Annotated in this window: 19 protein-coding genes and 1 tRNA gene; 15 read left to right on the plus strand and 5 right to left on the minus strand. The window is 41.4% G+C overall.

Annotated features, from left to right (window positions below):
- Window positions 1-94 precede the first annotated feature (94 nt).
- The 3 genes from SPICA_RS06200 to lepB are packed head-to-tail and all read right to left on the minus strand — an operon-like array spanning window position 95 to window position 4,218.
- Window positions 95-1,948, minus strand: coding sequence for a motility associated factor glycosyltransferase family protein (locus SPICA_RS06200; protein ID WP_013968674.1), 1,854 nt, complete (start codon window positions 1,946-1,948; stop codon window positions 95-97).
- On the minus strand, window positions 1,949-3,814 hold the full coding sequence (locus SPICA_RS06205) for a penicillin-binding protein (protein ID WP_013968675.1): 1,866 nt from the start codon (window positions 3,812-3,814) through the stop codon (window positions 1,949-1,951).
- Window positions 3,814-4,218: a signal peptidase I gene (lepB, locus tag SPICA_RS06210; protein ID WP_013968676.1), complete on the minus strand. Its 405-nt coding sequence runs from the start codon at window positions 4,216-4,218 to the stop codon at window positions 3,814-3,816. Before lepB ends, SPICA_RS06205 begins: the two co-directional genes overlap by 1 nt.
- A 46-nt stretch (window positions 4,219-4,264) precedes the next feature.
- Here lepB and SPICA_RS06215 point away from each other — a divergent pair, with 46 nt between their 5' ends.
- From SPICA_RS06215 to SPICA_RS06230, 5 genes are all read left to right on the plus strand, one after another.
- The gene (locus SPICA_RS06215) at window positions 4,265-5,371 is read left to right on the plus strand and encodes a peptidoglycan DD-metalloendopeptidase family protein (protein ID WP_013968677.1); all 1,107 of its coding nucleotides are present in this window, start codon (window positions 4,265-4,267) and stop codon (window positions 5,369-5,371) included.
- Window positions 5,372-5,443: 72 nt separating this feature from the next.
- A complete protein-coding gene (locus SPICA_RS15815) occupies window positions 5,444-5,572 on the plus strand; it encodes a hypothetical protein (RefSeq protein ID WP_013968678.1) in 129 nt (42 codons plus the stop codon).
- 57 nt (window positions 5,573-5,629) lie between these two features.
- Window positions 5,630-6,904 carry a PhoH family protein gene (locus SPICA_RS06220; protein WP_013968679.1) on the plus strand — a complete coding sequence of 425 codons (1,275 nt, stop codon included), beginning with the start codon at window positions 5,630-5,632 and terminating at the stop codon, window positions 6,902-6,904.
- Window positions 6,905-6,920: 16 nt separating this feature from the next.
- Entirely contained in the window at window positions 6,921-7,103 is a 183-nt protein-coding gene (locus SPICA_RS06225) for a hypothetical protein (protein WP_013968680.1), read from the plus strand.
- 4 nt (window positions 7,104-7,107) lie between these two features.
- A complete protein-coding gene (locus tag SPICA_RS06230) occupies window positions 7,108-9,417 on the plus strand; it encodes a polysaccharide deacetylase family protein (RefSeq protein WP_013968681.1) in 2,310 nt (769 codons plus the stop codon).
- Window positions 9,418-9,481: 64 nt separating this feature from the next.
- Here the strand turns inward: SPICA_RS06230 and SPICA_RS06235 are convergent.
- Window positions 9,482-9,555 (minus strand) — tRNA-Val (locus SPICA_RS06235).
- A gap of 122 nt (window positions 9,556-9,677) precedes the next feature.
- Here SPICA_RS06235 and uvrA point away from each other — a divergent pair.
- Genes uvrA through SPICA_RS06270 form a run of 7 tightly spaced genes read left to right on the plus strand, consistent with a single transcriptional unit; the run spans window position 9,678 to window position 22,227 of the window.
- Entirely contained in the window at window positions 9,678-12,512 is a 2,835-nt protein-coding gene (gene uvrA, locus SPICA_RS06240) for an excinuclease ABC subunit UvrA (protein ID WP_083819960.1), read from the plus strand.
- Complete coding sequence (locus SPICA_RS06245) at window positions 12,512-15,811, plus strand: LPS-assembly protein LptD (RefSeq protein WP_013968683.1); 3,300 nt, start codon at window positions 12,512-12,514, stop codon at window positions 15,809-15,811. The genes uvrA and SPICA_RS06245 overlap by 1 nt, the downstream gene beginning before the upstream one ends.
- A 50-nt stretch (window positions 15,812-15,861) precedes the next feature.
- A complete protein-coding gene (locus SPICA_RS06250; RefSeq protein ID WP_041396506.1) occupies window positions 15,862-16,836 on the plus strand; it encodes a PhoH family protein in 975 nt (324 codons plus the stop codon).
- A 7-nt stretch (window positions 16,837-16,843) separates the two neighbouring features.
- The gene (locus SPICA_RS06255; protein WP_169311863.1) at window positions 16,844-19,024 is read left to right on the plus strand and encodes an HD family phosphohydrolase; all 2,181 of its coding nucleotides are present in this window, start codon (window positions 16,844-16,846) and stop codon (window positions 19,022-19,024) included.
- Window positions 19,011-19,472, plus strand: a complete 462-nt coding sequence (ybeY, locus tag SPICA_RS06260; protein WP_013968686.1) for an rRNA maturation RNase YbeY — start codon at window positions 19,011-19,013, stop codon at window positions 19,470-19,472. The genes SPICA_RS06255 and ybeY overlap by 14 nt, the downstream gene beginning before the upstream one ends.
- Window positions 19,469-20,251 (plus strand): hemolysin family protein, encoded by a 783-nt coding sequence (locus tag SPICA_RS06265; protein ID WP_013968687.1) that lies wholly within the window; start codon window positions 19,469-19,471, stop codon window positions 20,249-20,251. Before ybeY ends, SPICA_RS06265 begins: the two co-directional genes overlap by 4 nt.
- A complete protein-coding gene (locus SPICA_RS06270; RefSeq protein WP_013968688.1) occupies window positions 20,248-22,227 on the plus strand; it encodes a tetratricopeptide repeat protein in 1,980 nt (659 codons plus the stop codon). The genes SPICA_RS06265 and SPICA_RS06270 overlap by 4 nt, the downstream gene beginning before the upstream one ends.
- Window positions 22,228-22,261: 34 nt before the next feature.
- On the opposite strand, the gene SPICA_RS06275 is transcribed toward SPICA_RS06270, so the two are convergent.
- Complete coding sequence (locus tag SPICA_RS06275; RefSeq protein ID WP_013968689.1) at window positions 22,262-23,509, minus strand: tetratricopeptide repeat protein; 1,248 nt, start codon at window positions 23,507-23,509, stop codon at window positions 22,262-22,264.
- A gap of 103 nt (window positions 23,510-23,612) precedes the next feature.
- Here SPICA_RS06275 and cas2 point away from each other — a divergent pair, with 103 nt between their 5' ends.
- The 3 genes from cas2 (at window position 23,613) to SPICA_RS06290 (ending at window position 26,482) form a co-directional block, all read left to right on the plus strand.
- Window positions 23,613-23,891 carry a CRISPR-associated endonuclease Cas2 gene (gene cas2, locus SPICA_RS06280; protein WP_013968690.1) on the plus strand — a complete coding sequence of 93 codons (279 nt, stop codon included), beginning with the start codon at window positions 23,613-23,615 and terminating at the stop codon, window positions 23,889-23,891.
- A gap of 12 nt (window positions 23,892-23,903) precedes the next feature.
- Window positions 23,904-25,014 (plus strand): peptide chain release factor 2 gene (gene prfB, locus SPICA_RS06285; RefSeq protein ID WP_013968691.1). Its coding sequence is split into 2 segments (ribosomal slippage): window positions 23,904-23,975 and window positions 23,977-25,014, totalling 1,110 coding nucleotides; the frame shifts between segments, so codons are not numbered across the junction.
- Window positions 24,989-26,482: a PEGA domain-containing protein gene (locus SPICA_RS06290; protein WP_013968692.1), complete on the plus strand. Its 1,494-nt coding sequence runs from the start codon at window positions 24,989-24,991 to the stop codon at window positions 26,480-26,482. The genes prfB and SPICA_RS06290 overlap by 26 nt, the downstream gene beginning before the upstream one ends.
- Window positions 26,483-26,501: the final 19 nt, after the last annotated feature.

The following is a 26,501-nucleotide window of genomic DNA, read 5'->3' on the forward strand; positions in this document are numbered from 1 at the left end:
GTTGTGCGCACCGCCTAACTCACCAGAGGAATACACCCCGTTGATAGTATATATATCGGATTGTTTGCTTCAGGCTTTACAGAAAAAATAGTATTTAATGGCTTTTTAATAACAAAATTTGATAATTTATGGAATTATGCAGTATGGAATAGAACGACGTAAGGTAGGTGAGGTAGCTCTGGAGAGCATCTTTCTCTTGACTGTTGTTGATACTGATTTTGTTTTCTTCACTGTCAGTAAATAAAAATCCAGCTATATCCTTAATCGGGCTCTGTGCGATCTGATCATTGATTCGATCCAGCTCCGTGAGCTTGTTATCTAAGAGATTAATAGAACCTTGCATCATTTCCTGTAACAGTGAATTGACCAGAGCAGTACCCCTTTCTGTAATGACCAATAAATCTGTCAGGGCTTGTATAAGAGTTTGTTGATTTTTTTCCCATGCTTGTTGTAAGTGTTTCTGATGATCTGCTGCAAAAAACTGATCTTCTAATTGCTTAATGATATTGCTAAGCTGGTTCTGCAATTCAAGCCGTATGACTGGACGGCTTAAGAGGTCTTCTACAGATCCAAGTTCTAAGCCTGGAATACCTATCCCATTCGGCGAAAGGCTTTTACAGATCCCTGGAGGAAGCTGACGAAGCCTTGCTTCAAACCATGCAGTATAGAGGGATAGCCTTGCATCGGTTAATACCTTGTCGCCGGATGCACTGGGTGCATAAAAAGGATGGGCCCCCATAAGGCTCTGGAACGACTGGGTTTCGGCGGGCAGAAATCGATGTGATTTGGTAAAGGCCCGTTCTTCAAATAAGGCGCCCGTAAAGTGGGTCTTATAATCAGGATAAGAGAGATCGAGTCCTGCTATATAGATTGGCTTTGATCCCAGGTGGAGGGCAAAATCGAATGCTGTCGTTGCTACCGATCCTCCCGCACCGAGTCGGCCTTTAACATCTACATTTTTTTCTAAATAGTATCCCAATGGATATAGGGAAGAACAAAGCAGTCTATGCTGAAAGGAATGCCTTAAGACTGTAGGATACACACCAATTTCGGTGACAAGACATGTCCTGAGAGCATGGCAGAAATCGAGATGTCGTGCATTCCAATATTGAGGATCTACAACCACAACAAAATCTGGTTCTATACCACTCCTGAGTAGTGCTCTTAAAGCCGTATCTACAGCAATAATGAGACACCGTTTATGAAGTTCCGGCAGGAACGGAAGTATATCATCCAAGGAAGGCCCGGCGGCAAGCACCAGAGCAGGGAAAGAGGGAAAGGCCTCTGCGAATGCTGCAATGCCAGGAATATCGATGAGGATATGCTGGTTTGCTACAATGTTTTTAACCCAACGCTTGCCAAATTTTTTAATGGTTGCTTCATTAACATCCGTTTTGGTTTTCCAGAGCGAAAGTATGTGCAAGAGATCCTTCACCACATCTGGTTCAGCTTCACGATATGGTCTTGAGATAATTGGTAGTGGAGGAGAGGAAAATAAAGGGAGCACATTAAAAAGAGCACCCATCGTTTTATCGATAATAAAAATGATACCAGGGGAACAGAGCAAGGAGCTCAAATCCCGTGCTGTAAGGGCAGTAAGCAGTATTGATGGGTTTGGTTCGATGATAACCAAGGGATTTTGCGGATACTGTTCTCGGATATGTTCCGCTGTATAACCAAGTCCAAAGCCGAGAAGGATAAAGGGAGTCTGGTTTTGTACCTGTGCTGATTGTACCGATGTCTGAATAACCCGTTTAGCCTCTTCTCTAGGGTTCCTGCTCGAGTGGATCCAGATACCCCGATATTTCATGCTAATATCCCCTGATGGGGTGGTAACCAATTGAATATCTATGTTTGTTTGATTCAGGATTTCTGCTTCCTTGAGGAGCCGTTTATAGAGCTCTGGAAACACCTGTTCGAGAACAGCCTTGTTTGGTGTCAGCATCATTTACTCAAGCTCCAGATGGATCACCATACCTTTCGTGATTGGGGTCCCAGGATCGGGGATCTGTTTTTTAACCCAGCCGTCACCATCAATTTCTACGGTAATATCATCCTGCAAAAGCAGAGGTAAAAGCTGTTTTTTTGAGTATCCCCTCAAATCGGGTAAGTTTTCGCCCATGGCAATAGTTGGGGGGAAATTTAATACCACAGTCCCTGGATGCTCAACCTGAAGACTTTTACCTCTCGGTATGCCGAGATAATTTGCCAATTCTTCCGACGCTTCTCTGATTGCAGGAGCTGCTATACGGCCTCCTAAGTAGGAATCACCCTTTGGGCGAATAATAACCATATACAGAATGAGCGATGGCTGGTCCGCTGGTACCAATGCCAAAGTACTGGCGATATAATCTGTTTTTGAATAGGTTCCGGTTTTGGGGTCAATAATCTGAGCCGTTCCTGTTTTAACTCCGATAGGGATATCATCGACCCTGGCTCTTCTTCCGGTTCCTGCTTCAGAAGAAGCTGCAAGCATATATTTTCGCAGTTCCCGGGCAGTCTCCGGTTTAAGTATCTGGCGGGGAATTCCTGTTTGCAGATCCCGAACTAATTTCCCTTCATGATTAAGGACTCGTGCTACGATTCGAGGAGGTACTAAAAGACCATCGTTTGCGATTGCAGTGGCAGCTTGCACCATCTGTAATGCAGAAACTGAAATTTCCTGTCCAATAGCAATGGTTGGTTTTGAACGGGCTGACCAACGGTTTATAGGCCGTAAATAACCACTGGTTTCTCCGGGAATTCCAATACCGGTTTTCATTCCAAAGCCAAATTGCTGTATCATAGTATAAAAAGTTTGAGCGTTTATCTGATCTGAAGCATAGGCTGCCCCAGCATTACAGGAATAGGTGATAATCTCCTGGGGGTGAACCGTGCCATGAGCGCCCAGACATTTAATGGTGATTTTTTCTCCACCGCTCGTCGTCTGTTCATATTGTCCATCACAGATAAAAGTACTATTCGGAGTGATTGCTCCTGTATCAAGCATGGATGCAAGAGAAAAGACCTTAAAAACGGATCCCGGTTCATAGGCCCAGATAGCAGGACGATCCATTCTTTCCTGTTCAGTTGAGCTGCTAATCTCATTAGGATTAAAATTCGGCAGCGAAACATAGCCCAAAATGTCTCCTGTTTGGGGTGTCATGGCAATCAATATAACTGCTTCAGCCTTATTTTCTTCCATGCTTTGGTCTGCGATCTGTTCAAGGGTATACTGAACCTTTGTATCGATGGTCAAAATAAGCTGATTCCCATAGAGTTGTCCGTTTTGAGGGGCAAGATCCGATTCAAAGGCATATTCAAGGCCGCCAAGCCCTTGATTTTCATCCCCTACAAAACCAATAAGATTACTGGCCAGGTTTTTTTCTGGATAAATACGACCCATTATTGGTTCGATAGCTATGCCGGGGAGTTTCCCTGCTTTAATTAGGTTTTCAATAGTACCCAGAACCGATTGATCTAGACGTTTTTTTAAATAGATAAAGGAACTGTTGGATTGCTGTACCCGATCAATAATTGCTTTTTCTTCCATATCTACTAATGGTGCAAGCAGTTTTGAGCTCTCTTCCAGTGCAGTCATAGCTTCGGGTTTCCATATGGTTATATTACCGAGCCTTGTTTGCATGGCAAGAATGGTGCCGTTTCTGTCCAGAATTGGTCCTCGCTCAATAAGATTATTCTTTTCTGTATTTTGATCTACTGCTTCAGGGAAAAGCATAAGCTGTGCATACCGCACATAGACAAAGAGGATAAAGAGCATAAAAAGGCTTGTAAAGACAATAATTCGACCCTTTTTTGGTGGGACTGCTTCCATTATTGTATCCCTTCAACTCTTCCTAGTACAAAATCAGCTGAAATTGGTCCATAGTTTCGTGAATCATAGGATACTTCACTGTTTTCGCCAAGGACTAGTATATACTCTTGATTCTGTATTTGCACACAACGTTTTACCGCAATGGTTCCCTGGGGCGAAACAAATACTACAATATCTCCGATCCGTGGATAATTCCAACGAAGGATATATTTTTTTGACCAGGGTAGTCGGAACCCATAAGCTAACTTATTAATGAATAATACCTTTCCAGGATAAATTGTAGGCATCATGGAGGTGCCTTCAGCAATCATAATATCAAAGCACAGGATTTTGATAAGCAGTGCTACAAAAAGCGCACCGAGTATCGTAATTCCAAGGGAAGCATCTTTTTTAAGTTCATTCATGTTATCCCAGTATAATAAACTTAGTGCTCTCTGTCGATAAAGTACTATGATGAATGAACTGATCCGCAACCAACATATAAACCATCGACGTCGTTTTGCTCCGCTTCCTTTAAAATCTCCCCGGTTTCGTCTTGCACCTGCAATACAGAACCTGAATAGATTATCCCGGTTTTCAAAGCCCACAATGGTCCATTCAGAGAAAATTCATAAGGGCGGCTGGAATATATTGTTCAGTTTACTTTTTATTACAGTAGTTGTGCTATTTATTGCTGGACTTGTCTTTTCTCCATGGCAGGTTCGTAGTGATCAAATTGTTTTTCCGGCTGATCAATCAAATGAAGTATATCTTAAATCGTATATAAAGCAGGGGTTATGTGAAACTTCATACATGAACGAAGAAGAGTCCATCCCTCTGGCTTTAACCGAGCAATTTGCATGGCAGATCTACCGAGTCCGAAGCGGCGATACCCTGTTGGGCATCGCAAAACGTTTTAACCTTTCTATCGATGCAATTATTGCCCTGAATGGAATTACCAATGCCCGATCCTTAAAAAGTGGCACCCAATTAAAAATCCCAAATATGGATGGAATTCCCTATATGGTAAAGAAAGGAGATTCTCTATTAAAAATTTCGAAATCCTGGGGTATACCTATCGAAGCTATCCTGGATGCTAATGATTTAACCAGTGATATTATCAATCCCGGTACTCAATTGTTTCTTCCCGGAGCCCGGCTCAGTTCTATAGAAATAAAACGAGTGATGGGGAATCTCTTTGTCTATCCTCTTAAGGGACGACTTACCAGTACCTATGGGTGGCGTAATGACCCTTTTACCGGAGTCAGGCGTTTTCATGCTGCCATCGATTTGGCTCAGAATGTTGGTGTTCCTGTAGGGGCATCGATGGATGGGAAAGTGTTATATACGGGGTTTAATGCTGTGTACGGGAATTATGTTATACTGAGCCATGAGGGTGGGTATCAAACGATGTATGCCCACCTGGACAGCATTCTCGTAAAGAAAAGTGACCGGGTAGTTCAAAAACAGCGGATTGGTACAGTAGGCAATACTGGATACAGTACGGGACCTCATCTGCATTTTGCCATTTTTAAAAATGGGAGAGCTATGAATCCTTTAGAGTTATTAGGAAAATAAAAGAATTAGTACGATTTCGCTTGCGTAATGAAACCTGTCAGTGGTATACTGCGGACAGGAACAGGAGGTTCCATGCGGCAGCTTGTATTTGTACTTATCGCACTGTTGGCGGTTGTTACCTTCATCCGTGCCTATGATGTTCCTGCAAATCAGGAACTACAGGGGAATACAACAGTACAGACGATCATTACGAAACATTAAAATTACTGTGACCGTATACTTGCATGCATCCAAAGTCAGTAGTACACTTTTGGATGTATGCTTAAGTCTAATAAACTGTTTGTTATTGACACCAATGTCTTCATCCATAATCCTGAAGCGGTGCTCTCCTTTCGGGATTCTGAGATCGCTATACCCCTCGTCGTTCTTGAGGAATTAGACAAATTAAAAACCTATCAAGACCATCGTGGCAGAAATGCCCGTGAGGCTATTCGATTTTTTAATAATTTGATTAAAGGAGGAGATGTTCGCAGCGGGGTAAAACTCGAAAATGGTTCCATTTTGCGGGTCATTTTTGGCGGTATTGGAGAACCCCCTGCAGATTTGCCCCTTGATCGCAACGATAATGTAATTATCCTGCAGGCAGCATCCTTGTTGCAAAGCGGTCGACCGGTATTTTTTGTTTCTAAGGATATCAATGCACGGGTAAAAGCAGCAGTCCTTGGTCTTAAAGCGGTAGATTACGAAAAACAGAAGGTGAACGCTGCGGAGTTGTATTCTGGAATACGGGAAAATCTCTCCAGTTCTCAATTCAATGAAATTTGTGACAAATTGTACACCAATGAGTATCTTTATACCCCAGGATCTGATCCTGAGCAGGATTTTTTAGGCCGTTGGGATAAGAAAAATGGTGTCCTTCAGCCGGTTCCACAGGAACGGAAACATTGTTTTGGTATTAAAGCAAGAAATGAACGCCAATGGGCAGCCCTTGATTTATTGCTCAACCCTGAAATACCCTGCGTTACCCTTATTGGCAGAGCTGGGACTGGTAAAACGCTGTTGGCTATAGCGGCAGGCTTACATCTTGTAATAGAAGAAAAGAAATATGAACGCATTTTAGTGTCCCGGCCAATTGTTCCCTTAGGTAAAGACATAGGGTATTTACCCGGCGAAAAGGCTGCAAAATTGGCCACATGGATGGAACCCATTTTCGATAATCTGGAATACCTGCTGTCTATCAATAAACGGCCCAATCTGAAGAATGTGGACCAGATTTTTAAGGAAAAATACATGGAAGTAGAGGCGGTTACCTATATTCGTGGACGTTCCCTGCCATCACAGTTTATTGTTATTGATGAAGCACAAAATTTAACGCCCCATGAAATAAAAACCATCGTTTCCAGGGCGGGGGCAAATTCTAAGGTGGTACTCACCGGAGACCCAGAACAGATTGATAATATGTACCTGGATGCCAATTCAAACGGTCTTTCATACCTGGTTGAAGCCTTTAAGGGAGAGCCCCTCTTTGGTCATATAACCTTGCAGAAAACTGAGCGGAGTGAGCTGGCTGAACTAGCTGCACGATTGTTATAATGTAACAGGATACCCTATGATAAACAGGAGTTTTCAAGAGCTTATAGATGGATCTTTTCAGAGCTTACAGGCAATGGAAGCGCGAAAAAAGGTGCAATATATTATGGTTTATCAACAGAAACTACAACAATTAGAAGAAGAATTAGATCAATTTATCGAAGAGGCTCAACTCACCACAGAACTTCGGAATAAAGGATAGAACAATGAACCATTATCGAAAAATAGCAACCATTATTACGATTATAAGTATTTTCCTCAAAAGTGCGCTTTTTGCAGAAGTACGTTTTGAAGGTCTTGATCTTTTTCCTGATAGTCGATTGCTGTATACCGTACAAGTGTCGAATCCTGGTTCAATTCCTCATAGTGGGCTCTTCATTTCTGACCTTGAAAAAAATAAAACCAAGTTATTAACTCTTTTTCCTGAAAAAATAGAACTTCTTGATGAAGGCCGAATCGTACAGGTACGCAATAGTTTTGGTGCTTTTAGATTCCCTATAAAAGGGGGCTTGCCTTCATCGGTTATGGGGTTTCCTACATTCCCTGAGGGAGCCCCTATTCAATCTGGGCGTATTGAGGCAATGTCTGCATCTTATGATGGGAAATGGGTCCTTTATGTGGAACCGATAAGTGCTGCTTATGGAAACCTGGTATTGATTGATGTAGGCACAGGCAAAAGGATACCCATTGCTACTCGTGTAGAGCGTCCAGGACGCCAGTTCCCCGCGGTCTGGAGTAAAGATTCCCAGGTTCTTATTTATGTCAAAGAGGGCAAACTGTATTATTATGCCCTTTCATCGTTACAATCAGTCCCAGTGGACGAACAGTTTCGTTTAATCGGCAATGGCCAGATACATTCAGTCTATTGGGGACCACAAGGTGACTTTTTTTATATCAATGGAAGGACTATATATAAGGTTCGCAGTTCAGAGCTTTTTGCCCGGTCTCTCTATGCGAATTTTTTAGAGATTGGCCAGGTTGCTGGTATATTGCCCTTTACATATGAGCCTGCCTTTGATCGTTTTTGGATACATCCAGCATCAAAGGCGATACTTGTTTCCAAGGCAGGTCAAATACTCTTCTTTTTCCCTCTTACAACCCAAGGTAACCAGACTTCCAATACCTTCGAACAAAGTTCCATATATCCTTATCTTACGTTGCCTGTTCTGTGTTCGGATATACGTGTATTATGGTCATCTAGCGGTGTAATCACCCTATGGGGACTTCGATCTGACAACGGCGCACTTGCTTTTTCCTACCGGCTCGATGCTTCCCAAGACACAGGCCCTTATAGCTTTGTGCCGATAAAACTACCAGCCATTTCTGAGGCTCTCCTATCTCCCGATGGAACAAAGGCGGTGCTTTGGGGTGAAGGGGGGTGTTATATCTATACCTATTTAGATTGGAAGGCGGTAACCACGGTCAGTAAAAATCCTACCTTAAGTGTCCAGTGGATTACAAATGATGAAGTAATTGTTGGAGATCATCAATTTATTTACAAATTGAAACAACCGGATAACCGTACGATACTTAATCTTTCAAAAGCCGATTCTTATGCTTTTGAAACTGCTACAGGATTAATCGTGACTAAAGTCAATGAGGTCTGGTTCAGCACCGATGGTACTTCACCATGGTCGTTGCGTACCGATAAAGTTAGCCTCCGGACACCAATGTTGAGTTCTGATCGATTTAGGGTGTATCTAGAACCCCAGGGTGGTGGGCTCTATACAAATATTCCCATGGTGCGTTCTCTTGCTGCACTAACTACGCAACCGCTTATCCTTGTAGATGGGACACAATACGAATCCATCAGTGAGGTCCCTGGTAAGGATACTAGTACTTCTTTTAGTAATGTGTTTAATAATGGAAAGCGATATGGTACGAGAACACTCTCAATTACCTTTGATGTGATGGATAGTTTTGAAGGGCTTACTACGGTGCTCGATATTCTCAAACAGTATAATATACGGGCTACCTTTTTTGTAAATGGTGAATTTATTCGCCGCTATGGTGATATGGCTCGGCTTCTCAGCACCTCTGGCCACGAAATCGCTTCGCTTTTTTACGCACCTATCGATTTGTCAGATACGCGGTATCGTGTAGATACTCATTTTATTAAACGGGGTCTTGCACGAAACGAAGATGAATATCTCAATGCAACTGGAAAGGAATTATCATCCTTCTGGCATGCACCTTATTATATCATTTCACCCGAAATTGTTTCCGCCGCCAGTTCTGCAGGATACAAAACAATAGGTCGTGATCTTGATCCCTTTGATTGGGTTGGCAAATCGGATATGCGCAGAAGCTATGTACCTTATCTTACCGCTTCGGACATTGTCGATCAGATTATGCAAAAGAAACGGCCCGGTTCTATCATCCCCATACGGATTGGAGCAAATGAAAACACTCGAACAGATTACCTGTTCAACCGATTAGATGTGCTCCTCGATGCCTTGTTACGAGCTGGATATGAAATTGTACCGGTAAGTACCTTACTAGAACAAGCTAAATAAAAGGATCCCAAGCATACTAGTGCAACATAACAAAAAAAGCCGCCTGAAGAAGGCGGCTTTTTGTTGGGCGCTGAGAGACTCGAACTCCCGACATCCTCGGTGTAAGCGAGGCGCTCTAGCCAACTGAGCTAAGCGCCCGATGGCGAGACCTTACCATACAACGCGAATAAAAGTCAAGGGCCCATGGGATATCAAGATGATTTTTTGTCATGAATATGGGGCTTGTTAGGCTTGAGAAGTCCATGTATGCTAAGCCTGTTATGGATAAATTGATCATAAAGGGTGCCAGGGAGCATAATCTTAAAAATATCGATTTAGAACTACCCCGGGATAAACTTATTGTTATTTCCGGTCTTTCTGGATCCGGTAAAAGTTCATTAGCCTTTGATACCATCTTTGCAGAAGGTCAACGCCGTTATGTTGAAAGTCTCTCTGCCTATGCACGGCAATTTCTTGGTCGCATGGATAAGCCCGATCTTGATTATATTGAAGGACTCTCACCGGCAATTTCGATTGAACAAAAAACGACCCATAGAAATCCCCGTTCTACGGTAGGAACCGTAACAGAGATATACGATTATTATCGGCTGCTCTATGCACGGATTGGTATTCCCCATTGCCCTTCCTGTGGTAGAGAAATAAAGGAACAATCGGTGGACCAAATGGTCGATACTATCATGGCTTTTTCAGAGAGGACACGGGTTCAGATTTTGGCTCCGGTTATCAGAGGTAAAAAAGGTGAGCACCAGAAGATTATAGAGGATGCCCGGAAAGCGGGCTTTGTCCGGGCAAGAATTGATGGACTGTTAGTGAATTTGGAAGATGACATCAAGCTGGATAAACAAAAAAAACACACCATAGAAATTGTGGTTGACCGTCTTGTTATTGGTCCTGAGATTCGGTCCCGTCTTGCTGAATCGGTAGAAACTGCCCTGGATTTGGCAGAGGGAATCATGCAGGTATTACGATCTAACGGACAGGAAGAGGATGAACTCTTTTTTAGCAGGCAAAGTGCCTGCCCTGAGTGTGGTATCTCAATCCCTGAACTGCAACCGCGGTTGTTTTCTTTTAATAATCCCTTCGGAGCCTGTCCTGCCTGTACCGGGCTCGGCATCAAGATGGAATTTGATCCGGATCTGATCATCCCCGATAAAAGCCTTTCTTTTAATGAAGGGGGGTGCATTCCCTATAATCCTGAATCAGCCTGGAACCGAAGCCGTTTTGAAAGTCTCGCCAAACATCTGCATTTCAGTCTGGATACACCTTTTGCTGAACTTCCAAAAAAAGTGATGGATGCCATTCTGTATGGAACCGATGAAGCCATCGACGTAGTTTATGAGAACCGGGAAAGGACCGGTAAATTTGAGTATAAATCCCGCTTTCCTGGGATCCTCGAAGACCTGAAACGTCGTTACCGTGAAAGCCAGAGCCAGGGAATTAAGGACTGGCTTGAAAAATTCATGAGTCAGAAGCCCTGTGAGGTATGTGGTGGCCGCAGGCTAAAACCCGAAGCTCTGGCGGTTACGGTGGGTGGCAGGAATATCCATGAATTAAGCAGTCTGTCGGTAGCAGATTCTTTACAATTTTTTGAAACGATTCATTTTACCGATACAGAACGGACTATTGCAAAACAAATTCTGAAGGAAATAACTGCCCGCCTGGGATTTATGAAAAATGTAGGGCTTGACTACCTTACGCTGGAACGGAAAGCTGCTACCCTTTCGGGAGGTGAAGCTCAACGAATACGGCTTGCCACCCAGATCGGTTCAAGTCTGGTGGGCGTGCTTTATATTCTGGATGAACCATCTATAGGACTGCACCAGCGGGATAACCAGCGGCTTATTGATACACTATTATATCTCAGAGATATAGGTAATACGCTGATTGTTGTTGAACATGATGAACAGACCCTGAGAACCGCCGACTATATCGTTGATCTTGGCCCGGGGGCAGGAGTTCATGGTGGCAGGGTGATTGCCCAGGGAACACCCCAGGAAGTAATGGCTGTCCCTGAAAGTCTTACCGGCCAGTATCTATCTGGGGCCCTCTTTATGGAAATTCCCAAGAAACGGCGAAAAGGGAACGGAAACTATATACGGTTAAAAAATGCCACGGAACATAACCTTAAGGGCATCGATATCAGTATTCCCTTAGGGGCATTTACCTGTATTACCGGTGTATCTGGTTCAGGGAAATCTACCCTTTTATCTGATGTGCTGTTTCCTGCAATTTCCAATCGGGTAAGTAACACAAGCTATCCCGAAGGAGCATATGAAGCAATAGAAGGAGTGGAATATATCGATAAGGTCATCAACATTGACCAGAGCCCTATCGGCAGAACACCCCGTTCGAATCCGGCTACCTATGTGGGAGTATTTTCTGGTATACGGGATCTTTTTGCGAGTTTACCGGAAGCAAAATCTCGGGGTTATAAACCGGGGAGATTTTCCTTTAACGTGAAAGGTGGTCGATGTGAACATTGTCAGGGAGATGGCACCATAAAAATAGAGATGAATTTTCTTCCTGATGTCTATATCACCTGTGATGTCTGCCATGGAAAACGTTTTAATAAAGAAACCCTGGAGGTTCGTTACAAGGGCAAAAATATAGCTGAAGTACTGGATATGACTATAGAAGAAGCGGCTGAGTTTTTTGCCTTTATCCCCCATATAGAGCGTAAACTGGACACCCTGCTCTCTGTAGGGTTGGGGTATATTAAACTTGGGCAGTCTGCACTTACCCTTTCTGGTGGTGAGGCTCAGCGGGTTAAACTTGCTCTTGAGCTTTCAAAGCGTTCTACTGGGAAAACACTCTATATACTCGATGAGCCTACTACGGGCCTTCATTTCGCCGATGTAAAACAACTTATGGAGGTTATACAGCGGCTTGTGGATGGCGGAAATACGGTTATCATGATTGAGCACAATCTGGATGTCATTTTACAGGCTGACTATATTATTGACCTGGGTCCTGAAGGGGGGGACCGGGGTGGATCAATCGTTACGACTGGTACCCCTGAAGAGGTGGCAGCCTGTGACAAATCCTATACTGGATATTATATCAGAGAACAGCTTGAACGGAGCTTGAATAACTGATGAGAATAGCCGGGATTATTACTCTTCTTGTAATCCTGATGTTAACTATTCCGGTTTTTGCACAATCAGGAGATGCTCAAGTAACAGAAAATGGGATTACAACTTCCGTCGATGACCGCGAAGGTTTGCCTGATTATATAGAAATGGATATTCAAACTTCCAGACTTGATGAATTGGCTGACTGGTGTCGCCGTCTTGGTCTGTCTGATGCAGGAGATAGGAATGAATTATCGGATCGGCTCCGGACATATTATGGGATCACAGCATCGAACATTAGCTCAAATTTAAAAAACACCCGATCCATAACTATAGAGTCCGCCCGGAGTACCGATTACTTTACCTTAGAAAAGGTAAATGAATCCTATGCTCGGCTTTCTGGGTCAGTGGTTATTACAGTAAAGGATGATGAAAGTCTGCATCGCCTTAAGGCTGATGAGGTGCTTTTTAACCGAACAAGAAATATCTTGAATGCTCGAGGACATGTAGAATATACAAAAGAAAGCGGTGGTGTAAAAGAGTCTTTTAAAGGAGATTCAATAACCATTTCTCTGGATAATTGGGAAGGGGTTTTCCTGGGTGGAGCCTCTGAGCGTTCTTTCTCTGATACGAGTACTACCTATCGTTTTGCTGGAGAAATTATTTCCCGAAATGAGGAAGAGGTAACCATATTAAAGAATGCAAAGATTACTAATGCTTCTCAGGAAGAAGATTATTGGTCTATTGCTGCAACAAAGCTATGGCTACTGCCTAGTTCTGACTGGGCGATGGCAAATGCAGTATTAAAAGTAGGAGAGCTACCACTTTTGTATATACCTTTTCTTTATCTTCCGGGAGATGAGTTGGTTTTTCATCCCGTATTAGGATATCGATCTAGAGAAGGTACTTTTGTTCAAACTACAACATATATCTTAGGACAACCAAAGGCTAGTAATTCGTCGGAGAATTCAATTACTAAAATTCTTGGATCCAGCGAGGATACCGAGCGAAAACGGGAAGGTCTTTTTCTGCGAAGTACTGGTAAACGCCTGATTAATGCGGATTCACCCAGTTTACGTTTGCTGTTTGATGTGTATGCAAATCTAGGTACCTATGCTGGGATTAATGCTTCAATTCCTAAAAAAGGTGTTTTGGGGAAAACAGATATTTCTTTTGGATTCGGACTTACAAGGGATATCTATGAACCACAATCGAACTATTATACACCTTTTAAAAATAATGATGGTGAAAGCAATTGGAATACATCAGATTTTTTTGGAAATACCATCCCATTAAGGTATCGTTTTAAAGGTTCTGGGTCTATTAATACATCTCGTTTCTCATTGACCTGGGAATTCCCTATGTATTCTGATCCCTATGTAGATAGGGATTTTTTAAACAGAACGGAAAATGTAAGCTGGTTTCAGATGATTAAGGAAAGTCTTACGAGAAATGAATCTACCAGTACTACAACGACATCTACCATTGGGTCTTATTTATGGAATGTAAAAGCAAATTTTCCTACCCCTTTATTTTCTGATAATTCTCAGCGTTCTACTTTATCAATACAATATTTATCATCAAGTTTATATTTTAAAACCCGTAGTGTTAGTAATTCCGAATCACCGCTAGAGGCATTGTTTTTTTATCCAGATCACTGGACTATTTATACAACAAGTCTTTCATTGAAAGGTGTCCTTTGGGGGACTGCTGATACAAAAGAAGGATCAGATGTTTTAAAAGAAAAAGCTGAGAAATTGCCTACAGATTTACAAATCCCTAACTCATGGTCACCTTGGTATTCCGAGGATGATAAAAGCAAAACTGAACTAAAGTTACAAAATGAAGCAAACCAGGAGCCTCTTGCAAAAATTCAACCGCCGACTATTCAACAGAGTTTTGAAATGAGTAATAATCAATCATTAAAACTGAACATTGACTATAGCTATAATCCTTCTTTTTCTACAGAACTCTTTTTTAGGTCTTCTGAACAACATTGGAAAACTAAAGATGATGTTCGTTGGGATGATTATTCATCTATATTTACAAATTATAAAAGTGATGCAAGTTTGGGATTTTCACTCTCTGATTCGTTGGGATTTGTATCTACATCACTAAAACTTATAGATCAAACAGCCTTTCAAACATATAATTATTTGAATGAAGAAGCTGAAGAATATGATACAGAAAGTGAAAAGCAAGAAGCACTCTTAAAAACATATACGGGTACTTATAATTATATTATTCCTGAATATAGTTTAAAATTAGCACCATTTGTTAAAAATGATGTTTGGAAAGATTCAAATTTTCAATACAATTTACGAGGTACCTTATTAAAAACTGCCTTTAACGGTAATGTTGACACAGGATCATGGATAACAAAATTAGGTACATGGGATAAAAACTATGTTTCGCAAAACCAAATCAAAATGGATTTAGTAGCATTGACTGGAAATCAATCACAGAGTAGTAGCTTATCTTTAGAGCTACCACCTCAAGATAGTTTATTAAAAAGTTCTACTAATCTTAATATTGGTATAAGTCGGACTAGTATTTCGTTTTCTATCCTTAACCCTTTTGAAACGGCCGTATATAAGCCCGTAACAGCTTCAGAGGAGCTCAAAGTTCAAACAAATATAAGCCTTACTCAATCGTTGATATATGATCCAGAGATCAAGGATATTACCTATTGGAGTTCTGGAGCTATTGTAGGTCCTGTTTCAGCAAGTTATATTGCTAAAAGAAATTCCTCAACGGGAAATCTTGAACCCACAACCTTTTCATTAGTCTATATAGATTCATTTAAGAACGATGCTGTATGGAAAAACAGAGTTGCTTATTCTTTTGATGTTAATAGCAGTTTGAATATGGATCTTCAATCCTATACTAATTCTGTATTTACTTTTTCTTTAGGTACTACCTGGAAAATTGCCAAGTTCTTAGATGTAAGTTTTAGTTCTAAATCGCAGAATTCAGCGGTTTTTCGGTATGTGCAGAATTGGCCGATCTGGGAAAGCCATACTAAAATGCCCGGCGAAGAGAATCCTCTTATTGATCTACTAAATTCTTTTCGCTTTGATAATAATGAATTAAGAAAACAGTCAGGATTTAAGCTTAAATCACTGAGTGTTAAGGCTGTTCATTATTTAGGTGATTGGAATGCCACGTTAGAAGTAAATCTGGCTCCGTATCTTAATACGGCAGTAGTTCCAATGCGTTATCAATTTAATACAACCGTTTCATTCTTAGTGCAATGGATACCTATTCCAGAATTTAAGACTGAGACCTATAGAGACTCGAAGAATGGCTTTATCTTTAAATGATGCCCTTGACGTTGTGGGCCACCCTCTATACACTTTCTCAAGAGGTTCCTTTGGGCAGTAGTATAACTATAGTACTAGATAGTCAAGATATAGCTAGCGGCGTCTGTGGTGCTAATGATAGCAACTTAAGGGTTATCGAGCATACTCTGGGAGGACATATTGCTACCAGGGGTAACGAATTACGTCTCGAAAACTGTGATGAGTTACTTCAATCTCGCATAAAAATGATTATTGATCATTTAATTGATGCCGTTAGAAAGGGTGAACATCCTTCACCGGAGTATGTTCGGTCCCTTACCCTTAGCATGCAAAACGACCAATCAGAGAGTTATAATGTAACAAAGGTCCTTGATCCTTTACGAGAGTCGGTGATACAGATTCCTAATGGTTTTGGGCGTGTCTATCCTCGGACTTTGAATCAAGCAGTATATATTCAAGGTATCCGTACCAATGAAATTGTGTTCTGTATTGGTCCTGCAGGTACTGGAAAGACCTTTTTGGCAGTGGCAGAAGCTTTGCGTCAGGTACTTTCTAAGAAACGGCGAAAGTTGGTTCTTACTCGACCTGTAGTGGAAGCTGGGGAAAGTCTTGGGTTTTTACCGGGGGATTTAGCTCAGAAAATTAATCCATATTTACGTCCTTTATATGATGCTATGGAAGCCCTGGTCCCATATGAAACGATTCGTAGAATGGAAGATAACCGAGCCATTGAGATTGCCCCCCTTGCATATATGCGTGGTAGAAGTTTAAATGATTGTATTGTTATACTTGATGAAGCCCAAAATACCACCAAGGAACAGATGAAAATGTTCCTAACCCGTATTGGTGAAGGTTCTCAGGCTATAATAACCGGTGATACTACTCAGATTGATTTACCCCGCCGTAACGATTCGGGATTGCTCCACGCAATCTCGCTGCTCCATCATGTGGATGGATTACACTTTTCTTATTTGAATACCGCAGATGTGGTTCGAAACCCACTTATTAAAAAGATCATACAAGCCTATGATAATGAATCCAAATAATACCTTTATGAAAACCCTATGGCCTAGGAAAATCCGATTTTGGCCTGCCTTCGTTACCTCCCTCACTTTTATTACAATATTCATAATTGCTTTCAGCAATGTAGGAAAGTCATCAACCGTAAGTCCGACGTTACGAGAATTTGAGGTTGGCAAAGTTGCTAATCGTGACCTTATCGCAGATAAAACCATCTCATATATTGATGAAGAAGCCACTCAACTACGAAGAAAGGCTCAAGAACATCTTGTTCCTGCTGTGTTTCGTTATTCAAATGATGCGACCCGGGATGCTCTAGCAACATTTGGCAGATTTAAATCCCTGGTTCATTCTCTTTTTATAAATCGAGTGTCTGTGGAATCTTTTAAACTCGGTATTCAGGCTGAATATCCAGGGGTTTTCCCCCCAAATATTCTGGATACCCTTTTTAGAAGCCCTTCCCGAGAGCGGTTTCTTGAATATGCAGAATCGGTTTTAAAAATAATCCTTGAAGAAGGGATTTTCTCAATGGGAAACCTTAACCTCGATCTTTATAACCCAGACCAGGTTGAGGTAATACGAAGGGGTTCTTTGCGAACTGAACGAGAACGGATTCCTATAAGTCGTATAGTAACACTTATTACCGTAAAAGATAGAATTAACGAAATTACCAATACAGGTTCTTATCCTTCTTTGTTTGGGAATATAGCACCAATGTTGCTAAGCCCGTTTGTAACAGAAAATACTTTTTTTTCTCAGGAAGATACCAATCTTCGACTTGAAGAAATTACTAAACGCCTTGAACCTGTTGTTCGTCAGATTGAACGGGGTGAACGGGTTATAAAAAAGGGAACCATAGTATCCAAAGATGATATGGTTAAACTCAAAGCCCTTAACCATATTAAGAATAAAGTAAATTACCAGTATATTTTAGGTTTTATTGGCGTTTTACTGTTATCTTTTGGTTTGGTTGTATTTCTTTCAAACCCTTCTCTTATTGGTAAACCTTTAGAAAATAAAGAAATATATTTTCTTGCTATACTTGGTAGTTTGTATGGTATAAGTTCTATAATTCTGTCCAGAATGTTCAATTTTGATTATTTACCGCTTTCGGTACTTGTCCCTACATCACTTTGTATTATGCTCTCAGCTGTTATCATAGGTAATAGGGCAGCCTCTGCTCTCGCCATCTCCATACCAATAATTGTCCTTGCTATTGGTGCTTTTGATGACAGGGCATTCTTTTTTGCCCTTGCAGCTGGAATTGGTAGTGTATATGCTATGAGAGGGGCCGAACGACGTATTGATTTAATTAAGGCTGGTCTTTTAGTGGCTTTCATACAAGCCTTAGTTGTTATGGTATTGCTTCTCTATGATCAAGCTCCACTTTCAGTTTTCTTTTCAGTTGTGTTCTGGTCTGCTTTTAATGGTTTTATGTGTGGAATGCTGGTGCTTGGTTTTCTGCCGCTCCTTGAACAGGCCTTAAATGCTACCACTACCTTTAGATTGATGGAATTAGCTGATTTAAATTCACCTATTCTGAAACGTTTATTAGCTGTAGCGCCAGGAACCTACAGTCATTCCGTGACTGTAGCTAACCTCGCCGAATCTGCTTGCCGGGATATTGGGGCTAATGCGCTTTTAGCCAGGGTTGGTGCCTATTATCATGATATTGGCAAGATGGATCAGCCCGATTATTTTATAGAGAATCAGGCTGCATATAATAAACACGATGACCTCGCACCACGATTGTCAGCAACTATTATCCGTAGTCATGTAAAACTGGGTATAGAGAAAGCCCGGGCTTTAGGCTTACCTCAGTCAGTAATTGATATTATTTCAGAACATCATGGAAACTCAGTGATTGCCTGGTTCTATAATGAAGCCCTCAAACAGGAAGATCAGGTAAAGGCCGATGATTTTTCCTATCCTGGTCATCCTCCCCGAAGCAAAGAATCGGCAGTCGTAATGCTGGCCGATACGGTTGAAGCAGCCATGAGAACCCTTAAAAAACCAACCATTTCTAAAATTGAAAAATTTGTTCATGAACTGATAGTTGGTAAATTCGAGCAAGGTCAGCTCGATCATTCTGAATTGACTTTTAAAGATTTGGAACTGATAAAAAGTGCCTTTGTACGGGTTTTAGCTGGTCATTATCATGCTCGGATAGAATATCCTAAAATAACGAGGGAGGTCCCCTTTGAACAGGGTTGAAATCTCGGTAGATGACAGTCTTGGTGAAATAATCTGGCTTCCACGACTAGAAGCCTATGCTCTTGGGGTGCTAGCATATCTGGGAAAAGACCTTTGGGATATTTCTATGCTTCTTTGCACGAATGAAACAATCAAAGCTCTCAATGCAGAGTATCGTAAGAAGGATGAACCTACCGATGTATTGTCCTTTGAATTAGGAGAGACCCTTCAGGATGCGAATGGAGAAACTCGTTTTCTCGCTGGAGACATTGTAATATCTCTTCAAACACTGTATGAAAATGCAGACTATTTTAACGTAAGTCCCGATGAGGAGTTACGCCGACTGGTAATCCATGGTATTCTGCATTTAAGCGGTATGGATCATCAAACAAATGAAGCTTCTGAACCAATGTTGCAGTTACAGGAACGAATACTGGAACAAACCAAAGAGGAGCATATTCTTCTATGAATTTAAAAGATATTTGGAACAGAATTATAAATACTACTGCTCAGGAAGATATAAAAGAATTTGATAAACTCGAGTCGGACCAGAAAGAGATGATCCGGGGGGTAGTCGAACTTTCGGATACGACCGTAAAAGAAGTTATGGTTCCACGGATCGACACGATATTTCTCTCTGTTGATATGGAGCATGAAGAAATGCTCGAAAAAATTGCAGAAAGCGGCCATTCCCGTTTCCCAGTATACAAAGACACCATCGATAATGTTATTGGTATTCTCTATGTAAAAGATCTGCTTCGAACTCTAGTCAAACATGAAGCAATAGATATGACAACTATTTTACGAAAACCTTTTTTCGTTCCCGAATCAAAGCGAATTGATAATTTGTTACGGGATATGCGGCGTAAACGGGTCCATATTGCTGTGGCTGTTGATGAATACGGAGGGGTTTCTGGTATTGTCTGTATGGAAGACATCATAGAAGAGATCGTTGGGGACATTCAGGATGAGTTTGATAATGAACGGGAAGATATACTCCAAATTGGAGATGGGGTTTATCTTTGTGACGCCCGGATCAATTTAGAAGATCTAGCTGAATCACTCAAGCTTGATTTACCAATTGAAGATTTTGATACGTTGGGTGGTTTTGTTTTTGACCTATTCGGGAAAATACCAGTAAAATATGAAAAAGTTAGTTATGGAGATTATGATTTTATTATTCAGGATATGGAAGGTCATAAGATCAATACCGTAAAAATCGTACTAAAACGGAGCCCTACGGAATGAAACGTGCTATAAGGTCTCTCGGTATCGGTTTTTTCTTATTTGTATCTGCAGTTATGGTACCTGCTCAACAGACTCTTTCGTCCTGGTATGAAAGAGGCCAAACAGCCATGATACAGGAAGATTGGTATAGTGCAGCAGAGGCCTTTCTTGAAGTGTTAAAAATAAATCCATCCCATGCAGAAGCGCTTGCTTCATTAGCTGAATGTTACTATGAACTCCGTGAATATGATCAGGCCCTTTCTTGGGTCCGAAAAGCACGAACCCTTTCCCGTTCTTCCATGTCCCTCGCAAATCTTGAAGCCCTCACCCTTATTGCTATGGGACAGCTCGATACTGCATCATCTGTTTTAGCAGATATCCTTGTGCGTGAACCCTATAATAAAGAAGCCCTCTTTACCGCCGCAGAACTTGAACTTGCAAGGGGAAAGGTTGGACAGGCTGTTACAAAATACCGTGAAGCGGTAAACCGTTATCCCGATGATCGACAAGCATTGTTATCCCTGGCGCTGGTCTTAGGATCCCTCGGTGAATACGATTCGGCTCGAACCTATGTTACAAAAGCAATAGCCCTTCATACCGATGATTATCGTGTTCATTATTATGCAGCTTATCTGGATACACTGGCAGGTAGACTTGATAGTGCTGCTAGTGCATTAGATATTGCATTGACTCTAAGACCCACCTTCCAGGCAGCCCGTTCCTTACTGGCGATGGTACGGTATCGATCAAACCGGTTCGAAGAAGCCGCACGCCTTGCGGATCAGATTATTGCAACCAATCGGAATGATGTAAGTGCCTGGTATATTAAGGGTATGGCCTTTACTCGGCTTGGCCGTTTAGCCGAAGCCCGGCAAATTCTTTCGATGGCTCTTACCATTGATGGAGATGATGAATTTATCCGTGCTGCATTAGAGGATGTTGTATTAAAATCTACGAGCCTTGAATCCTCTGAACGGTCCATCTGGGCATCCTGGCATTTTAAGAAAGCGAAGGAATATTTAAGTAAAAATCAAGCTCAGGATGCTCTCTTTGAGTACCGGCGGGCCTTACGTATTAATCCCTATGCACCAGAACGGCAGGATTATGCCGAATTACTTCGGGTCGAGGGGTATCCAGGACGACAACTCGAAGAGCTAAAATTTTTACAAGATATTGGACGTTCTAACCGTACCATTAATGATACTGTAGAAGCATATAATTCACTGCTTTTTGATACTCTTCCAAGGGTTTGGCAGGTAAACCCGTACACCATACAGAATCGACACTGGAAACTTGCGGTATTTTCTGTCGGGGCTCAATCAGGAATGAAACATGTTGATGCTGGTGCAGTTGCCGCATCCTATATCCAGGATATTTTAACCCATGACGGCAATATTCTTGCTTTACCGCTAGAACTAAGACAGTCAAGTTTTTCGACAGCCTATCGAACAGCCCGTGAAGCTGGGGTAGATTATTTTTTAGTAGTTTCTGTTAAGGAACAGGATAGGGATCTATTTTTACAAGCAGAAATGTATGTCGGACGAACCGGATCTAAAGCAGCATCATTCTCAGTATACAAGGTAGGTCAGGACCGACTTAGAAATGGGAGTCGTCAAATAGTAGCTCAGGTACAAGCTGTTTTGCCCTTCCGAGCTGTTATTCTTCAGCGAAAGGCAAACCTTATACTCATTGATAAGGGAAAAGCCGATGGTGTGGTAAAATCAAGTACCTATCAAATAATTAAAAAGGGTAGTGCAACCGTGAAAAGTGAAGGCCTTGGTCTATCCTACACACAGCAAGATATTATTGGTACCTTGATAATAAATGAGATTGATGAACTGGTAGCTCAAGGGACAGCTACAAGAGCTGGTTTTTATGATGAAATTACTAGTGGAGACGAAGTTGTTGCTCTTCCTGAAACAGATGCATCAGCAATTCCTAAAAAGAATGAGACCATAGACCCTGAATTACGTGAGCTGCTCAAAAATCTTCGTTAACTGATCATGAGAATACATATAATTTTTTATCTCTCTACATTCCTTCGTCTCCTAATAAAGGTAATATCGATTGTATCCATTCACGAGCTTCCGTAGGATATGTATTCTTCATGAGCAGAAATTCAAATAGTGCTTCACGATATTTGCCTGTCATGTAATAGGCTTGCCCTAGGTAAAACCGACTCCGGGCTTCGATACTAGTAGATCTTGGTAAAGAAATAAATCGAACCAATTGTTCTATAACAGTATTCCAATCCCGATTATTAAACGGACCCTGTACGATGGTTCTGAGCGTAAATTCTTCACCACCACCAGATGTATTCAGATCCTGAGAAAAAACACGTGGCTTTTTTAAACTTTTCTGATTTTGTTCAATAAACGGTAACATAGATACTACTTTTGCGCTTTCAGGACTTAAAGGTTGGATTGCAGTTGGTAAGAATATGTTGTTATAGATAGAAGGAACTGTAGCTGTTATGGAGAGTGTTGGAAGTGGTAAGGATCGGATATCACTTTGAGGACCCGGGAGTCCGATTCGAAAGGTTCCAGCAGTTACTTCAACAGGTACTATGGTTATGTTTTTTCCTACTTCTAGCTTCAGGGTTCCCTGTTTAATATCATCTTCAAAAACAAGGGCATAATAATAGGGAATATTAGGTACTGGATAATCGATAAAAGGACTTTCAATAATGCCGCCCTGAACGATGACTGCTTGTACAAGATCCTGGACATGTCGAATTGGCTGAGTGCTACGATATAGAACGAGGGGGCGGTTTGAAGTTGTTTCTGAACCATTTAAGGTAAACGAAAGTATAATACTATCATTTTTAATCTCTGGTAATAGGGAAGAAATGTTTTGATATTTTGTTGCTGAAGTTGAAAACAAGACCGGAGTCTTTTTTACTTCTAATTCGATATAATTTGAATTGGGTATAGTTACCCTATATGGTACTTCGCCGGCATTACTGGCGAGTACAAGGTAGGAGTATATCCCATCAGCTTCTATGGGTTCAATATAGGACTGAACTCCACGGGGTATCTGTACCGGCTCCTGTTCTAAGATGTTTTTTTCACGAGCTTGTTTTATTTTTCGATAAATATATACCGGTCCTGATCCATCCGGCGGATCTACCCAATGAAGTATAACCTTGTCGTCTTGAATTGTTGCAGCAATTTGCCGAACAAAGGGTCCACTCTGAGCATTATTTTCTTCAGGAAATCCTAAAGTTAGTAATACAAGAGAAAAGATCAAAATGGGTATTAATGTAATACGGAAATACATAGTACTAGTATACTCCCTTCTTTCATTTTCGGCTATTTCTTTTCTTTGTACATAGGTAAAAGATGGGTTTGACAGAGTAGCTTCTTTTCCGTAAGCTATTCCTATGTTTGTATCGGTAGCTTTGGACCCCGGTTCAGAAGAACGGGCTCGAGAATTGGCTGATCTACTTGCCCAATATGGTTTTGAAAAGGTACAGCGGGGATTATGGGAGTCCGGTCTTGTGCATCCATCCAGCCTTGAACGGCTTAAACACGATATTGACCGGTTGACCGATGCCTATGATCGCATACGGATTTTCCAGTATCCTGTCGAAGGCACCCTGGTAATTTCTGCCCTGAGGGATAAAAAATGGCGCAAGCTTATTGCTAGACCATCAACATAAGGAGATATGTTCATGCTGCTTTCTGAATTAGGTAACCCAATCATGGAACTTAAAACTCAAATCTATGATACCTGGAGGCGTCTTTGACGCCGCAGGCTTTGATGAAAAAATAAGAAATCTTGAACAAAAAACCCATGATGCCGATTTCTGGAATGATCCATCCAAAGCAGAAAAGGTTATGAATGAAATCAAAGCTCTCAAAACCCGTTACGAACCTTGGAAAGCTTTGGTTGCAGAAATAGAAGATCTGGAAGTTCTCTATCAGCTTGCCAGTGCTGAACATGATGAGTCCCATGCACCGGAAATTGAGGCGACGTTTAAGGATATACAAAAACGCTTTGAAAAACAGAATTTGGTTGAACTCATGTCCGGTGAGGTTGACCAGAGCAGCTGCTTCCTTACGGTTCATGCCGGGGCAGGAGGTACTGAAGCCTGTGACTGGGCTCAGATGCTGTACCGGATGTATCTACGCTGGGCTGAACGCAGAGGCTTTTCCATCGAAGAAGTAGATATGCTGGAAGCCGAGGGAGGAATCAAGTCTGTTACGGTAAAGATCGAAGGCGATTATGCTTACGGATACCTCAAAGGTGAGACCGGGGTACATCGCTTGGTGCGAATTTCACCTTTCGATGCGAATGCCCGGCGGCACACATCCTTCGCTTCGGTGTATGTGTTTCCGGTACTCGATGATTCCATAGAAGTAGAGATTCGGCCTGAAGATCTTCGTATTGATACCTACCGTTCAGGTGGTGCTGGTGGACAGCATGTGAATAAGACCGACAGTGCAGTCCGGTTAACGCATCTGCCTACTGGTATTGTGGTCGCCTGTCAGAATGAACGGAGCCAGATAAAGAATAAAGCTACAGCTATGAGCATGCTTAAAGCCCGGCTCTATGAATACTATCGGGCAGAAAAAGAAAAGGAGAATGAACGCTTTGCCCAGGAAAAAAAGGATATATCCTGGGGTAACCAGATCCGGTCTTATGTGTTTCAACCATATACGCTGGTTAAGGATGCTCGAACAAAGGTTGAAGTGGGAAACATACAGGCGGTTATGGATGGCGATATAGATGTATTTATCGAGGAGTATCTCCGTTTTGCCTGGCATAATGCACAACAGTAGACATAGACTACTTACATTGTGCTTAATTTTCTTTTTTATTTTTTCTCTTACCTCTTTGTTTGGTTTAGGAAAATCTGAAGAAACCAAACAAGTTGAGTCTGTTGAAAAGCCAGAGCTAATCGTATATATCTGTGATGTAGATATATCTCAGATGCCTGAGGAACAAAAGATTGTCGGTCTTCGAATCCGTTCAGTTTTCGTTCAGACCTTAAAACATATTAATGAACGAAAACGAAGTGCTATAGAGGTAGCTCGATATAAAGAAAAAATCTGGCAAGAACAAAAAAACACTGCTGCAAAGGCTCTTGCAGAAGCACGAAATAATCGAGATATGCTTCTGTTTAAGGGTTATTCACAACAAAAGTACAAAATAGAATATGATAAAATGACTACTATAATATCTGATCTGGAAAAGAAATATATTAATACACTTAAACAGCCACCCAAAATAGCTGAAACTGCTCGGCTCGTTTTACATAAAGACACCGCCGGTGGCATCTTTGCTTCGGGACCACAGTCTGCAGAGCGGCAACAATTTTGTAAGGATCGAGGTATTGATTTTCTATTAATAAGTTCTTTACATGAATTGTTTGGACGTTGGGTTCTATCATATAACATATATCGTTCTATCGACAATATAGATATTTATTCTGATGCAATAGCCTTTTTACCGGAAGAATTAGAAACTATTTTGCCAAATATGGTTTCGGCCTTATACGAAGGTTTCTCTGGAAGTCCTACCGGCGCAGTAAAGGTTTCAGTTGAGCCATCTTCCGCTACTATTGCACTGGATGATGTATGTATGGGAAAAGGAATTACTTCAGTTATCGAAGGACCACCTGGAACAGTATCGGTTTCTATTAGTCATCCTGGATATTACCCACTTAACTTTTCTATGGACCGCACTCCAAATGAGTTACATACCGCAGAGGTATCCCTGACTCCAATTGCTGTACATGCTTTTGACATCGTCAGTTCAGTTCCGGAAATATATGACATTTATATTGATGGACTTTATCAAGGTAAAACTCCACTCACTATCGAAATGCCACAGGGTAATTATTCAATGCTTATAGTGAAAAAATCGGGCGATCAAGAAACACAATCGGTTCCCCTTATTCTTCAAACAAAGGATGGAATTGTACATGTTTCTGATACGTTGCTGCAATCCCAAAGTGAAAGACCAGTAGAAGGAGCTCGAAGAAAATTCTATAACGCTTTTGGTCGTTTTTGGATTGCTTTGCCTGTGGCATATGTTTTGAACGGAGTGGCAAATACCTATATAAATGCGATCTATTATAGTGAAAATCAAGATTTAGTTGATCCAGCAACAAAATGGTATTATTCAGCTCAAGCTGCCTGGCTTATTACTGGGGTCTTTTTAATTGAATCTGTTTATCGACTTGGATGTTACCTGTATAGTGCTAATAGAAAATCAAGCTCGGTTCTGGAACCACAAAAGAACTAAATTTTATTAAGGAAGGTAC

It is taken from the genome of Gracilinema caldarium DSM 7334 (assembly GCF_000219725.1).
Taxonomy (GTDB): domain Bacteria; phylum Spirochaetota; class Spirochaetia; order Treponematales; family Breznakiellaceae; genus Gracilinema; species Gracilinema caldarium.